A 12,783-nucleotide genomic window follows, 5' to 3' on the forward strand; every position below is an offset into this window, starting at 1 on the left:
GTCGTGAACCTTCCTGACGCAAAAAAATGCGCTATTTATCACATTTCTGCTTTTTCATCATCGCTGAGTTTATGGGAGAAAACAGGCAGCCCACCCGCGCAATTATCGCTTCAAGCAACTTAATGATCTTAAAGAAAATAAAAAGATAATTGTTAAGACGATCTCATTTTATAAAAGAGATATGCATCACAAAAAATGAGGAAATAAACCCACTGTCAATATTAGGCTCGGAGGAATTTATCAGCATATTGTGATCTCTATTGCAAATAACGGTCTTGAACTCAGGGAAAAATGTGGGCAAGCAAAGCAACGGAGACAGGCAATGAAAATTGGCATGGTTATTAGCGGCGGCGATGTTTCTGGAATTAATAATTTTATATTCCAGATAGCCAGACTGGCGAGTGCCGATATCACCCTTTTTAATGGCGGAATACCCGGACTGCTGGATAAAAATCATCACGAGGTCGCCTGGCGCGATCTGGTTGATTTCTCCATTGCCTCTATTCCGATCATCACCTCCGGGCGAACCAGCCGCAGGCTGCTGCGCAGTGAATATGAAACCATAGCTAAAAAAATTAAATCACTGCGCATTGATGTGCTGATTATGGCCGGCGGCGACGGCAGCCTGCAGTTTCTCAATACGCTGAGCGAATTTGATATTAACTGCTTTGGCGTCGGGATGACTATCGATAATGATGTGTACGGCAGCGATTATACCATTGGTTTTTCCACCGCCTGCGAGCAGATTATTAAGGAAGTTTCCCGGTTAAGAAATACCGGAAGAGCATTACCGGGCCGCGTCTTTATGGTCGAAATATTAGGAGGCTATTGTGGAGAGTTAACGCTGCAATCCGCGATTAAATCGAATGCTGATATCGCCCTGATTCCGGAATCGCAGATGCCGTTAGAAACGCTGGCCGAGCGGGTGAAGCATAAGCTGACACAGCAGAACAGCGTGGTGATCCTGTGCTCTGAAGGCTACACCAGGGAGTACTCCCCCGGCTTTCAGGGGGCTATTGATACCATGATTAAGCAGCTTGAACCGCAAATTGGCGTGCGTATTCGTAAAACCATCGTAGGCTACGGTTTGCGCAATGGCGATCCGACCTGCGAAGAAATTTACCAGGGCACGATTATGGCCAGTGAAGTGGTTCGCTGTATTCAGTCAGGGATGAAAAATAAAGCCATCATAATTAATTCAAGCAACAAACCTATTCCGATTGATTTAGTTAGTATGAAAAAACGTCTGGTCGACACTGAAGGACATCATTATAAACTTGCCAAACAACTCAATATTATTTGAGGAGACCCTACATGCTGAAAATTCTATGCGTATGTGGCTGCGGCCTCGGTTCAAGCTTTGCCATTGAAATGACGGCGAAGGCGGTTTTAAAGAAGCTGGAGATTCCCGCACAGATTGAACATACCACTATTTCCGAAGCCGGGGCGTTTAAATCAGATATGATTCTGACGCAAAAAACCTTCGCCGATATATTAACGGCGGATGCCAGCGCGGAGGAAATTAAACGCGTGGTGGTACTGCATAAGCTCACGGATAAAGATGAGATTGAAGCTAAGATCGTCGCATTCTTAAAAGAGCGTAACCTGAAGGTAGCGGACTATGAATAGCTTTGTAGAGTTTATCGTTAAAGATTTACTCGGCCAGGCTTCAATATTAATTGCATTTATTGCGATGCTGGGCCTCATTCTGCAAAAAAAATCAGCGGGCAAAACGGCGGAGGGGACGTTTAAAACGCTGCTCGGTTTCTTAATTATGATGGCCGGCATCAACATTATTGTCGCCACGCTAACGTTCCTTAACGATATCTTCACGCAGGGATTCGGCATGAAAGGCTACATTACCGATGTCGCCGCCATCGCCGGATTAGCCAACCGTGAATTAGGTTCCGAAGTCGCGCTGACCCTGATGGTGATTTTTGCCGTCAACATCATTATCGCCCGCCTGACGCCGCTAAAATATATCTTTCTGACCGGCCAGGCGCTGCTGTGGATGGCGACCATCGGCGCGGTGATTGGCTATAAAGCCGGGCTGACCGGACTGCCGTTGATTTTAACCGGCGGTATTTTCGGCGGCGTGATGGCGGTACTGATGCCCGCCCTGGCGCAGCCGGTCGTCAGGCGCATCACCGGTTCCGATGACGTGGCGCTGGGGCATTTCTGCACTATCGGCTATCTGGTGCAGGCGGCGGTGGCTAAAGTGGTGGGTAAAGGTTCCCGCTCAACGGAAGATCTTGAATTACCGGATAACTTTAAGTTCCTCCAGGACACCTATCTCGCGATGGCGGTGGTGATGGTGCCGATGTATCTCATTCCCGCGGTTGCGGCGGGCCCGGAATATATCGCTCAGTTCTCCAACGGCATTAACTACCTGATGTACGCCTTTATGCAGTCCATTCAGTTTGTGGCGGGAGTATTCGTTCTCTACAGCGGCGTGCGCCTGTTGCTCAACGAGCTGGTGCCGGCATTTCGCGGGATTGCGATGCGCATTGTCCCGGACGCTAAGCCTGCGCTCGATTGCCCGGTGCTGTTCCCGTATGCGCCCAATGCGGTGATCGTCGGCTTCCTGGCGACGACCGTCGGCTCCATCATCGGCATGCTGGTGTTCCCGATGTTTGGCCTGGCGATGATCCTGCCCGGTCTGTTAACCAACTTTTTTGCCGGCGGTACGGCGGGCGTCTTCGGTAACGCGCTGGGCGGCCGCCGCGGGGCGATGATTGGCGGCGTCATTCACGGCCTGTTTATCACCTTCCTGCCCGCCATTTTGGTACCGATGCTGGAAAGCTACGGTTTTACCGGCGTCACCTTCAGCGATTCGGACGTGATTAGTTCCGGTCTGGTATTAGGCCACGCCTTCCAGAACAACTGGCTTTTTGTCGCCTTGTTCATTGTTTTTGTTGCCGCACTGGCATGGTTCGTAAACGGTAAATCAGCGAAGCCGAAAGGGGAAAATGTTCATGAGTCTGTATAACTTCAACGCTATTCTGAAAATTGCGCAGGAAAGAGATTTTAAAGCCATTGGCTCATTTAATTTGCACTGTATTGAAATGCTGCCCGCCTTTTTTAAAGCGGCGCAACAAAGCGATAGCCCATTAATGATTCAAATCTCTACCGGGACGGCGGAATATCTCGGCTATCGTTTACTGGTGGATGCGGTTCGTTCATTAGCGGAAAGTGAAAACGTGCCGACCTGCCTGCACCTGGATCACTGCTCTGATATCAGCGCCATTGAAACGGCCATGGATGCCGGATTTTCATCGGTGATGTACGACGGCTCCCATCTGGATCTGGAAGAGAATATTGGCAATACCCGCATCGTGGTGGAAATGGCGCGCCCGCGGAATATCACGGTAGAAGGCGAGCTGGGGGCGATCGGCGGATCGGAAGATGGCAAAGCCGTGGCCGCGGAGGATATCTGCTTCACCACGGTGGAGGACGCCAAACGCTTTGTGGAGGAGACGCAGGTGGATATGCTGGCGGTCTCCGTGGGCACGGTGCACGGCCTGTATACCGGTAAGGCGCAAATTCAGCACCAGCGGCTGAAAGAGATTAGCGCCGCGACCGGCGTGCCGTTAGTGCTGCACGGCGGCACCGGCGTCAGCGATGAAGATATGCGCCTGGCCGTCACTGAAGGTATCAACAAGGTGAACGTCGGCACTGAAATGAATGTGCAGTGGGTCGATCAATGTAAAAGCACGTTTGAAAAAGGCAAAGTGAACGACAGCGTGCGCAAATTTTTAATTCCGGCGAATAACGCGGTCACCCATGTATTAATGGAAAAAATCGCTCTGTTTAAATAAACGCATATTTTTAAACCGTATTCCGTTGCCCTGCTGTCCGTCGGGGAGGAGCTCGCTATGTTTGAATCTTTGAAAACGCTGTGGAAAAAAGAGAATCAACCCCCGCAGGATTATGACGAACAGTCTCGCCAGCTGGCGGGGGAAATTGCCAGGCTGGAAGGCGAGTTACGGGGCAACCCGGCTAATGGCGAAGTGCAGAAAGCATTAATGCTGATATATAACCGGGCGCTGTCGGTCTATGCCAAAAGTCATACGCATCGCGAGGAAATCGATGCGCTTTTTATGCGCATTGATGAGTTACGTAACATTATTCGCCATAATATATAGGAAGTGATAATGACGATAAAAGAACTGCTGATTGAGGCCGATGCTATTCAGGTCGGCGTCACGGAGTCCGACTGGCAGAAGGTGATCCAGCTGGCGGCCAGCCCGCTGGTTGCAAAAGGCTATATCTCGGCAGATTACGGCCAGGCGGTGATCGATAATACCCTGCATCATGGCGCCTATTACGTGTTTGATGAAGGTGTCGCCATCCCTCACGCCAGGCCGGAATGTGGCGTCAAACGCAACTGCTTCAGCCTTGTGGTGTTGAATAAGCCGATTCAATTTGCCGATAGCGAGAAGGCGGATATCGTCATTATGTTCGGCGCGCAGGACAGCAATGCCCATATTGAAGAGGGGATTCGGGCGATTGTCGCTCTGCTTGATAATAACGAGACCATGGCGAAGCTGCGGGCCGCCAGCAGCAGAGAGGAGGTCGTCGCGTTGTTATGAACAGACATCTCACACCCGGCTGCAAAACGGTGATTTTAATTAACGGCATTCCCGCATCGGGTAAAAGCACCGTCACCCGGCAGCTATCGGCAGCGTTTAATCTGCCGCATCTGACCATAGACGGTATTAAAGAGCCGTTTATGGCGTGCTTTACCGGGATCGACCGGACCTTCAACCGGCAGCTGGGCTGCGCCGCGTATGAAGTCATCTGGTCGATCGTCGGCCAGTCGCCGGCAGGCTGTATCTGGCTCATTGACGCCTGGTTTGGCTTTCAACCGCGCGACACGCTACAGCAGCTGCTGCAACGCGCGGGCGTAGAGAAAGTGCTGGAGGTCTGGAACCACATCTCGCCTGAGCTTGCGGTGTCGCGCTATGCCAGCCGGTTGCAGGATCGTAAGCCGGGGCACCCGGGCGAGGAGTATCTTCCGGAACTGGCGCAGCTGGCGCAGCAGGCGGAACCGATGCGGCTGGGGCCGGTGTTCACCGTGGATCAGCACAAGCCGCTGGATATGGCGTCCGCTACCCGTTGGATCGAAGCACAAATAGCGTAAGCCCTTAAGGGCAGCTGCCCGGCGGCGCTTCGCTGGCACGGCCTACAATTGCATAACAATATGATGTTTCGCGTTTCGTAGGCCGGATCAGGCGACGCCCGCCATCCGCAGCAGCGCCGTCGCCACGGCGGCGGCGATAATCACCACGATCAGCGGCATCTTACGCCAGGCGAGGAACACCGCCAGGCCCACGCCCAGCACCCGCGCCATCCCGGCAAAATGTTCGCCTTCGTAAAAGGTGGTCGCCAGCGCCACGGAAAAGAGCAGCACCGTCGCCGCATCGGAGAGCAGGGCCTGGGCGCGCTCGGAAAACGCCAGCCGGCTGCCGAGCTTCGCCCCGCCTAAACGCATTAAGTAGGTGCCCAGCGACAGAATCGCAATACCGGCGATAAATAGCGTCATATTGCCCATTATTTTTTCCTCGTCAGCAGGCCAAACAGCGACAGCAAAACCGGCAGGCCAACCGGTGCGAAAGGAACGGCGGCCAGCGACAGGGCCGCTCCGCTGCAGGCGCGGATCAGGGTGGTGCGGTTTTTAAAGGCCGGCACCACCAGCGCCAGCAGAATCGCCGGGAATACCGCATCGAGGCCAATGGTTTCCGGGGCCGGGAGCAGTTTGCCGACCCCCGCGCCCAGGAGCGCCCCCAACGGCCAGATCAGCGCCACGCCCAGGCCGCACAGCCAGTAGGCGGCCCGCCGCTGCTCGGGGGTTTTCTGCGACAGACCAAACACCACGCTTTCATCGTTCATAATATGGCAGCCGAGGAAGCTGGCGGCGCGCTGGCCGACCAGGTCGCGAACCGTCACGCCGAAGGGAATATGCCGCGCGTTGACCAGCAAACCGGCCGCCGCTGCCGCCAGCGGGTTGCCGCCGCTGGCGACAATGCCGATAAACATAAACTCTGAGGCTCCCGCCAGGACGCAAACCGAAAGCACAAAGGGGACCCAAATCGGGAAGCCGTAGGCGACGGCCAGCGAACCGTAGGACATCCCGACGATGCCTACCGCGAGGCAGACTAAAACAATTGCTCTGAGGGTGTCGCCTTTAAGCGTGGCGAAGTGTTGTTTCATACTCTTTAGCCATATCGAACGAATTTCCATTATAATGAACGCAACAGAATCGCATTTCAAGACGAACGAAACGTTCGTTATAAAAAACACGGAGGGCTGTATGACTCAGCCAATTAGCCTGATTGCCAAAAGCCTGGTGCGGGAACGCGCGCGCACCGGTCTTTCCCTTGCCGAAGTTGCGCGACGGGCGGGAATCGCCAAATCAACGTTATCGCAGCTGGAGTCCGGCAACGGTAACCCGAGCCTGGAAACCCTCTGGGCGCTGTGCGTGGCCCTCGATATTCCCTTTGCCCGGCTGCTGGAGCCGCAGGTGAATACCACCCAGGTGATCCGCCGCGGCGAGGGAACGAAAGTGATCGCCGAGCAGGCAAACTATCAGGCGATTTTACTGGCCGCCTGCCCGCCGGGCGCGCGGCGCGATATCTATCTCCTGCTGACCCAGCCGGGCGCGGACCGCATTTCCCACCCTCATCCGCCGGGTTCGGTGGAGCATATTATTGTCACCCAGGGGCGCGCGCGCGTCGGCCTGACGGAAGCGCCGGAAGAGCTGGGGGAGGGAGATTACATCTGCTATCCCGCCGATCGGGAGCACGTTTTCCAGGCGCTGGAGCCGGATACCCAGGCGCTGCTGGTCGCCGAGCAGAACTAGTCAGGCCCGACACTGGGCCTTCGGTGTGCCAAAAACAGGCGTCAGATAAAAGGGATTGTCAGGCGCGCGCGTTATGATTGATATCGCCATCGGCCGTTTTCTGCAGGGCAATAGCGATAGGGCAGGAGAGGTCGAGCTGCCGGGGATGATAGCCGCGCTGCAGCAGCCAGAACCACTCGCCTCCGGCCGCTGGCTCCAGCCCCATATCGGTAAAACCTGCTCGCCGCAGCCTGGGTCGTAGCGACATCAGCGCGCCATCCACGCGCGCCCGGATATAAATCAGTTTACGGGCCGGCAGTCGGGAAATCTCGTCGACCATCTGTTGCGTTGATATATTCATCGTGACGTCCACCCGATCATCACAAAGGGCAATTTCAACGGGGGCTGCACAAGTTTCCCTGGCGGGCGGGATCTGCGCCGCGCCAAATTTTTCCTTTAGCAAGTTTATCCAACCATCATCACGGCTATCATCCGCGGTGAGCGGGACGGGGCGTGGCTGCAAGGGTAATACGCCGAGGATAATGCTTTCACGCAGGCCGGATTGAAAGGGGGAGGGGACGTAATCTCTGAGCAACCCCGTTGAGTAAAAGCCCAGCCTCTGCGCCAGGCGCTGCGAGTGTGGATGGCTGGATACCATTTTGATGGTTAGCGTGCCCAGGCCAAGCCTGCTTGCGGCAAGACGCAAATATTCCCCCAGTTGGGTGGCTACGCCCCGGTTTCTGAAGGCGGGGTGCACCGCGAACATGGCCAGTTCGGCCGTCTGCTTATCCGCGTGGTGCCGCCATAAGGCGGCATGCCCGATGATGATGCCATTCTGTTCGGCTATCGCGCTGTGCCATTCGTCCCGGGCGTTGCGCCAGCCAATCAGGCTGGGCATATAGATATCAGGATAGACATAGCGATCGCCGTAAACCGTGCGAAATAAGGCGCTGATGCCTTCGCCGTCTTGTCGCTGGAACGCTCTGATTTCAATCATTTCACCGCCTCCTGCGCGAGGTAGGCGCGTTTGTCGATCACCCGCTGCAGCTTACCTGTTCGGGTATTGCGGATAAGTTCCGCCTGGCTGCACCAGTGAACCTGAACGCACAGCTGGCCGGCAGCCTGTAGTTCTGCGAGAGCGTGATCCCTGGCGAGTAATTGACCGCAAAGCCTGTCGGCCTGCTGCCGGGTACCGGAAAAGGCGATACGTAAGCTCAAACGATCCCGGTTATCGGCGTGCTCCAGCATCAGCTGCCACTGCTGATGCCCCATCTCTTCCGTAATAAGGGCCGCTATTTCATCAGGAAACAGCGAGGCGTAACCTACCCGCAAGCGGTGCCCGAGGCTACTGCGTCCCTGCAAAATAAACTTGCGATGTTTGCTTCCCGGAGGTTCACGCCAGGCGGCCAAATCGCCTACCGGATAGCGAATCAGCGGCATCAGCGTGCGCGTAAGGCTGGTGACCACCAGCATTCCGGAACGATTGATTTCGTCGATCGGCTCGCCCGTCGCTTCATCAATAATTTCCACGATAGTTTCGGGTTCAAAGACCCGATGCTCGTCCGCCAGGCAATCCGGCGTGCTGAGTCCGATAAGCCCGGCATCCACGCAGGCGCAGCCGATAGAAGCAATACGGGCGTTGGGAAAGGCGGATTTCAGCAGCTGTAGCTGTTCAGTAAAAAGACTCTCGCTGCCGTAAAGGATGGTCTCGATACCGGGCAGACAGCGGTTTTTTCCAGCGAGCTCTGCCGCATATTGCAGCAGCATCGCCGGGACGCCCACCAGTACGTTGATATCGTGCTGGACGATCTGTTCGGTGAGGGTCTGCGGTTCAAGCGATCCGGTGAAAGGGTACTCACATACCGGTATCGACATGTGCGAAAGCGCGCCGTGGATAAATAAGAAGCTCGCGTACAAATCACCGGCGAAAAATAAATTTGCCACGCGCGCGCCTGGCTTGAGCTGGCTGGAGAGGCTGCGGCCAAAACTGGTGACGAACGCACGCCACTCCTGGCGGGAAAAAACCGACAGCTTGCCGCCGCCGGTGGTACCGCCGGTCTTAAAGACAATACCGTCCTCCACCGGCCCGGTGAGGACGGGCCAGTTTTTCAGGCCCTGGCTCCCCTCCCAGTAGCGTTCGGGATTAATAAGCGGCAGGTCCTTCAGCTGCCAGCCGCGGGTGGCGAGATGGCGATAGTGTTCGGCATAGAAAGGCGAGCGGCAGCGAACCCTCTCGACAAGCTGTTCGAGACCCGGTGGGCTTACGGCCACTTCTTCCGTTTGGGTGGATTGCGGATCAAGGCGACCCATCATCTTTGCTGTTGTCATATTCAAATATCCTTATTGTGAGCCGATCGGCGGGAGTGCGCTCAACGGCGTTTATCAATGACCAGCGGCGTCTTGCCGCTTTGCGGATGCCGTTCAAATTCGCTGAACGGGCGGCTGGTCACGGCTAACTCCAGCAAATGGGCGTCCAATGCCATTTTGAGCTCAGGGTCGGTGCAGACCCGCTGTTTGACGGTATCAATATTGCCGTCGGTGAAGATGTTGATGCATTCGAGCCCGCTGCGCGGGTTATGTTGAAGAATCAATTGAACAGGGGCAGCGGCGAGCGTTGCCAGCCGCTGGGGCTGAATAAACATCGTGCCGATACGCACCAGGCTGCCGTGGCGACCTAAAAGTTCAAAGCGGGGGCTGGGGGCGCCGCAGGGGCATTCGCCCGGCAGCCAACGGCCCATATCGCCGATGTCATAACGAATAACCTTCTGACCTTCGCGGGCCGTCGAGGTAAAGAGCAGGCGGCCGGCATCGCCGGGCGCGACGGGCCGATCGTCGAGCGGGTCGACAATCTCCAGCCATTGAATATCCGTCATCAGGTGAAACACGCCATCCGGGCAATGCGTACAGGCATGTCCCAGCGGCCCGGCATCAACCGAACCATACAGCGCCGAGCGAATGGTTTTCACCCCGAAACCATGAATATAGTCACGCTGGGCGACGCCCATATGTTCGCCGCCCAGCAGCAGTTTCTGAATACCGCCGTAGTCGCGCAGAATGGCCTCTTCTCGCGTAAAGAGCTGATACAGCGTGCTTGGCATACCAATGAGCGTGGTAACGCCCTGATTCACAATAGTTCGGGCGATCTCGTGATAGTCATCATCATGGGGGCCGCCCATGGGAAGATGGGTCACTTCAAGCATTTCCAGTAGGGTGAAGAAGCTGAGTAAACCACCGTAGAGATTGCCCGCGTACATCAGATTGAGCACTTTGTCGTGGGCGGGATCCAGCCCGGCGGCGAACATGCCTGCGGCGGCGGCCTGCATCTGGCGGCGATAGTCGCGATAGGTAAACCCGGCGAGTTTAGGCACGCCGCTGCTGCCGCCGCTGCGAAAGAAAAGCTGGGCGCTGGGCCGCATCGCGTGCTGTAAGAATGCCGTTTTATCCATAATCGGCTGCTGCGCCGTCAGCATCGGCGGCGGCGGGTTCGGATCGAGCGTGGCCTGCTGCGGCAGGACATCGGCATCCAGCGTCACGGTGACGCGACGAGCCAGCTGGCTTAAGGCGTAAACGCCGTCATGCGGTTCGCCGTGATAGCCGTCATGCATTTTACCGACGGGGGTAATTCGATTGACGCCGGCTGCCAGCAGCAGTTGGCTGAGGGGGATTCTGTCCCGATCGGCGACAACCAGCCCGCAGGTTTGCAGGTGGGTTCGCCAGGGGCGCAGCGTTTGCATCACTTTATTTTGCGGTAGCGGCCGCAGCAGGACGGTTCGGAACAGCGGTGAAGGCGTTATGGCCGAGGTGTGTTGCTGAATGATGCGCCAGCCGTCTCCTGCCAGCAGAGCGTTGTCAGCCCCGGCAAATACGGCGTCCAGCTGCGCGAAGGCGACGGCGCGGGTGATATCCGCCGCCGCCTTTTCATCGGGCATTAACGGTTGCCACCGTGCGTGACGGCGCCGCATGGCCTCTGCCAGTCTTCCGCCAATATCCTGCAATACCGCCGAATCATCGCTATCAACAAAAACGATTTGCGGGCTGGAACAGGCCTGCTGGTCAAAACAGCAAACGTCATCCGCCAGCGCGAGAAGGCTTTCTTCATTAACGGCATCCGGTTGTAGCCAGGCAAAGCTGATTTTATGTCCCCAGGGGATCCAGCGACACCCGCCAGGGAGCTGTTGACGAATCGCCTCGAGGGCGGTATCGCCACCCCAGGCCGATATACCATCGGCGTGGGTAAGCAGCAGGGAAAGGCGCGTGGTTTCGACGGGAACCACGGCGACGAAGTTAGCCAGCTGGTCCGTTAAATCGCAGCGGATAAACGCCCGTAGCAGATCGATTGTCATTCCTTGTTCGCTGGCGCTTGGGCGCAGCCAGTTAATATTCCCGACCAGCAGGCTCTCTATTATTGCGAAGAAGGGAAGCAGTTCCGCATTGGCTGGGGTGACATGCACCACGACGCCCAAAGGACGCCAGCCTTCAAACTGCGGTTCACGGTAGTTAATGCGGCGCACGGAAAAGGGGTTATCCCCCAGCTCATGCTCGAGCTTTTGGCGCAGCGCGTCAGGTTGGCAAAACTTTCTCACCTCTTCCCGATAAGCCGGGCCCAGTTGGGGAAGGAAAGCGTGGTCTTTTAGCTGTTCGATAAAACGCCCGGCGCAGGCAAGCACGGTTTCCGGACGCGGCGGTTGGCCCAGCGCGCTATCCAGCCCGCTCGTCAACATGGCGATGGCCTCTTCTGGCGTGAGCGAGGAATAGTTTTTTCCCTGAATGAAATACATATTAATTTCCCTTAATCAGTTCTGACGCCGCCAGTGCGCAGCTACGTGCTTTGCTATGGCTGGCCCGGCCCAGCAGCTCAAACCAATCGGTTGTCACACCGCATCCGCACTCTTCGGCGCGGTGCAATTGTGCTAGATCGCTCATGACCACGCTGTGCGCAGGGCAGGAGGTGATATAAGGCGACACAAACTGTATAAAACCGCGCTGCCCATAATCTTTCACCGCCAGAGAGGAGGTATCGCGGATCCAGGCGCGGGAATAAACGGGAATATGGAAATGGTGATGCGCGCATTCAATGTAGGGCACGCAGTGCTCCACGGAACCATAGCCGTCGCGGCATCGGCTATCGGGGATCCCGAGCTGTTGGGTCAGCCGCGCATAGAACGCGGATTTAGGGATTTCACGGTCGGCATGCGTTTTCCAGCCGCCGCCGAAAAAGGCCAGCGATTGATGATGAAGCTGGAGCGGCGGTAGCTGCATTTCTCGCATCCGTTCAAGTATGAACCACATAAATGCCGGGAAACCCAGGATTCGTACCGGTAACCCCTCTTCAGCAAACTCCTGTAAAGCGCGAATCACGCCGAAAGGGTCGAACTCATGCCCGCTCCCGGTGTGACGCAGCGCGTAAACGGCGCGTTTGACCGGCGCGTATTTACACAAGAACTGGTCGGTAAAAGAGGTGCCAAGCGTGATGATATCGGCGGGTTCGTAGCTGAGGAGCAGGTAGTTGCAGGGCGCATCGGGCGTTTCCCAGCCATAATGGCGAAAAATGCGATCGACCATTCCCTGGGCGGCTCCGATACTGCGCGCATCATAGCGCATTCGACTTTTCTGCCCGCTGGTACCGGAAGAGGTGAGTTCAAGCGCATCCTCACCGGAGCGGCCGATCGGCAGATTCTGTTTGAAATAGTCGGCAAAGATCGGCGGCAGCTGCGACCACGAATCTATATTGGCCGCATCTGCTGGAATATTGTGGCGGGCCAGCCACTGGCGGTAGCCCGGCGTATTCATAACATGAAATGCAACGATTTCACGCATGGCTTCATCAAAGAGCCGTTGTGAATCGCTATCTTCATGATAAGGGCTGTCGAGTGCGCAGAGGGCATCGACGCAGGATAAAGTGTCCATTTTATTAATCCTTAATAAAAAGTCGTCCGTGAGTG

14 protein-coding genes are annotated in these 12,783 nt (G+C 56.1%); 8 read left to right on the forward strand and 6 right to left on the reverse strand.

Features of this window, described 5'->3' with window-relative positions:
- The first annotated feature begins 322 nt into the window (after window positions 1-322).
- Genes BJF97_RS00235 through BJF97_RS00265 form a run of 7 tightly spaced genes read left to right on the forward strand, consistent with a single transcriptional unit; the run spans window position 323 to window position 5,143 of the window.
- Window positions 323-1,303: a 6-phosphofructokinase gene (locus BJF97_RS00235; RefSeq protein WP_004855882.1), complete on the forward strand. Its 981-nt coding sequence runs from the start codon at window positions 323-325 to the stop codon at window positions 1,301-1,303.
- Window positions 1,304-1,314: 11 nt separating this feature from the next.
- Window positions 1,315-1,629, forward strand: coding sequence for a PTS sugar transporter subunit IIB (locus BJF97_RS00240; RefSeq protein ID WP_004855885.1), 315 nt, complete (start codon window positions 1,315-1,317; stop codon window positions 1,627-1,629).
- Window positions 1,622-2,989: a PTS sugar transporter subunit IIC gene (locus BJF97_RS00245; RefSeq protein WP_004127157.1), complete on the forward strand. Its 1,368-nt coding sequence runs from the start codon at window positions 1,622-1,624 to the stop codon at window positions 2,987-2,989. Before BJF97_RS00240 ends, BJF97_RS00245 begins: the two co-directional genes overlap by 8 nt.
- Window positions 2,976-3,818, forward strand: coding sequence for a class II fructose-bisphosphate aldolase (locus tag BJF97_RS00250; protein WP_014227379.1), 843 nt, complete (start codon window positions 2,976-2,978; stop codon window positions 3,816-3,818). The genes BJF97_RS00245 and BJF97_RS00250 overlap by 14 nt, the downstream gene beginning before the upstream one ends.
- 57 nt (window positions 3,819-3,875) lie before the next feature.
- Window positions 3,876-4,145, forward strand: coding sequence for a hypothetical protein (locus BJF97_RS00255; RefSeq protein WP_014227380.1), 270 nt, complete (start codon window positions 3,876-3,878; stop codon window positions 4,143-4,145).
- A gap of 9 nt (window positions 4,146-4,154) precedes the next feature.
- On the forward strand, window positions 4,155-4,592 hold the full coding sequence (locus tag BJF97_RS00260; RefSeq protein ID WP_014227381.1) for a PTS sugar transporter subunit IIA: 438 nt from the start codon (window positions 4,155-4,157) through the stop codon (window positions 4,590-4,592).
- On the forward strand, window positions 4,589-5,143 hold the full coding sequence (locus BJF97_RS00265) for an AAA family ATPase (protein WP_014837010.1): 555 nt from the start codon (window positions 4,589-4,591) through the stop codon (window positions 5,141-5,143). The genes BJF97_RS00260 and BJF97_RS00265 overlap by 4 nt, the downstream gene beginning before the upstream one ends.
- An 87-nt stretch (window positions 5,144-5,230) precedes the next feature.
- Here the strand turns inward: BJF97_RS00265 and BJF97_RS00270 are convergent, their stop codons facing one another.
- Both BJF97_RS00270 and BJF97_RS00275 read right to left on the reverse strand, forming a co-directional pair.
- A complete protein-coding gene (locus BJF97_RS00270) occupies window positions 5,231-5,554 on the reverse strand; it encodes an AzlD domain-containing protein (RefSeq protein WP_009653628.1) in 324 nt (107 codons plus the stop codon).
- Window positions 5,554-6,213: an AzlC family ABC transporter permease gene (locus tag BJF97_RS00275; protein WP_009653646.1), complete on the reverse strand. Its 660-nt coding sequence runs from the start codon at window positions 6,211-6,213 to the stop codon at window positions 5,554-5,556. The genes BJF97_RS00270 and BJF97_RS00275 overlap by 1 nt, the downstream gene beginning before the upstream one ends.
- Window positions 6,214-6,313: 100 nt before the next feature.
- Here BJF97_RS00275 and BJF97_RS00280 point away from each other — a divergent pair, with 100 nt between their 5' ends.
- Complete coding sequence (locus BJF97_RS00280) at window positions 6,314-6,862, forward strand: helix-turn-helix domain-containing protein (protein ID WP_004855902.1); 549 nt, start codon at window positions 6,314-6,316, stop codon at window positions 6,860-6,862.
- Window positions 6,863-6,920: 58 nt separating this feature from the next.
- On the opposite strand, the gene BJF97_RS00285 is transcribed toward BJF97_RS00280, so the two are convergent.
- From BJF97_RS00285 to BJF97_RS00300, 4 genes are read right to left on the reverse strand one after another with little or no spacing between them, the layout of a single operon-like run.
- A complete protein-coding gene (locus BJF97_RS00285) occupies window positions 6,921-7,838 on the reverse strand; it encodes a GNAT family N-acetyltransferase (protein WP_032693306.1) in 918 nt (305 codons plus the stop codon).
- Window positions 7,835-9,169: an AMP-binding protein gene (locus BJF97_RS00290; protein WP_077253345.1), complete on the reverse strand. Its 1,335-nt coding sequence runs from the start codon at window positions 9,167-9,169 to the stop codon at window positions 7,835-7,837. Before BJF97_RS00290 ends, BJF97_RS00285 begins: the two co-directional genes overlap by 4 nt.
- A 41-nt stretch (window positions 9,170-9,210) precedes the next feature.
- Window positions 9,211-11,619: an acyl-CoA reductase gene (locus BJF97_RS00295; RefSeq protein ID WP_014227385.1), complete on the reverse strand. Its 2,409-nt coding sequence runs from the start codon at window positions 11,617-11,619 to the stop codon at window positions 9,211-9,213.
- Between the two features lies 1 nt (window position 11,620).
- Window positions 11,621-12,748 (reverse strand): LuxE/PaaK family acyltransferase, encoded by a 1,128-nt coding sequence (locus tag BJF97_RS00300; protein ID WP_032693305.1) that lies wholly within the window; start codon window positions 12,746-12,748, stop codon window positions 11,621-11,623.
- Window positions 12,749-12,783 lie beyond the last annotated feature (35 nt).

Origin of the sequence: Klebsiella sp. LTGPAF-6F (assembly GCF_001753185.1) — a bacterium.
GTDB classification, from domain to species: Bacteria; Pseudomonadota; Gammaproteobacteria; order Enterobacterales; family Enterobacteriaceae; genus Klebsiella; species Klebsiella michiganensis.

Bases quoted from the DNA above. Each gene is read 5' to 3' on its own strand.
- BJF97_RS00290 (WP_077253345.1), bottom strand. From the start codon at position 9,169: ATGACAACAGCAAAGATGATGGGTCGCCTTGATCCGCAATCCACCCAA.
- BJF97_RS00300 (WP_032693305.1), bottom strand. From the start codon at position 12,748: ATGGACACTTTATCCTGCGTCGATGCCCTCTGCGCACTCGACAGCCCT.
- BJF97_RS00275 (WP_009653646.1), bottom strand. From the start codon at position 6,213: ATGAAACAACACTTCGCCACGCTTAAAGGCGACACCCTCAGAGCAATT.
- BJF97_RS00255 (WP_014227380.1), top strand. From the start codon at position 3,876: ATGTTTGAATCTTTGAAAACGCTGTGGAAAAAAGAGAATCAACCCCCG.
- BJF97_RS00245 (WP_004127157.1), top strand. From the start codon at position 1,622: ATGAATAGCTTTGTAGAGTTTATCGTTAAAGATTTACTCGGCCAGGCT.
- BJF97_RS00265 (WP_014837010.1), top strand. From the start codon at position 4,589: ATGAACAGACATCTCACACCCGGCTGCAAAACGGTGATTTTAATTAAC.
- BJF97_RS00260 (WP_014227381.1), top strand. From the start codon at position 4,155: ATGACGATAAAAGAACTGCTGATTGAGGCCGATGCTATTCAGGTCGGC.
- BJF97_RS00250 (WP_014227379.1), top strand. From the start codon at position 2,976: ATGAGTCTGTATAACTTCAACGCTATTCTGAAAATTGCGCAGGAAAGA.
- BJF97_RS00240 (WP_004855885.1), top strand. From the start codon at position 1,315: ATGCTGAAAATTCTATGCGTATGTGGCTGCGGCCTCGGTTCAAGCTTT.
- BJF97_RS00235 (WP_004855882.1), top strand. From the start codon at position 323: ATGAAAATTGGCATGGTTATTAGCGGCGGCGATGTTTCTGGAATTAAT.
- BJF97_RS00295 (WP_014227385.1), bottom strand. From the start codon at position 11,619: ATGTATTTCATTCAGGGAAAAAACTATTCCTCGCTCACGCCAGAAGAG.
- BJF97_RS00270 (WP_009653628.1), bottom strand. From the start codon at position 5,554: ATGGGCAATATGACGCTATTTATCGCCGGTATTGCGATTCTGTCGCTG.
- BJF97_RS00280 (WP_004855902.1), top strand. From the start codon at position 6,314: ATGACTCAGCCAATTAGCCTGATTGCCAAAAGCCTGGTGCGGGAACGC.
- BJF97_RS00285 (WP_032693306.1), bottom strand. From the start codon at position 7,838: ATGATTGAAATCAGAGCGTTCCAGCGACAAGACGGCGAAGGCATCAGC.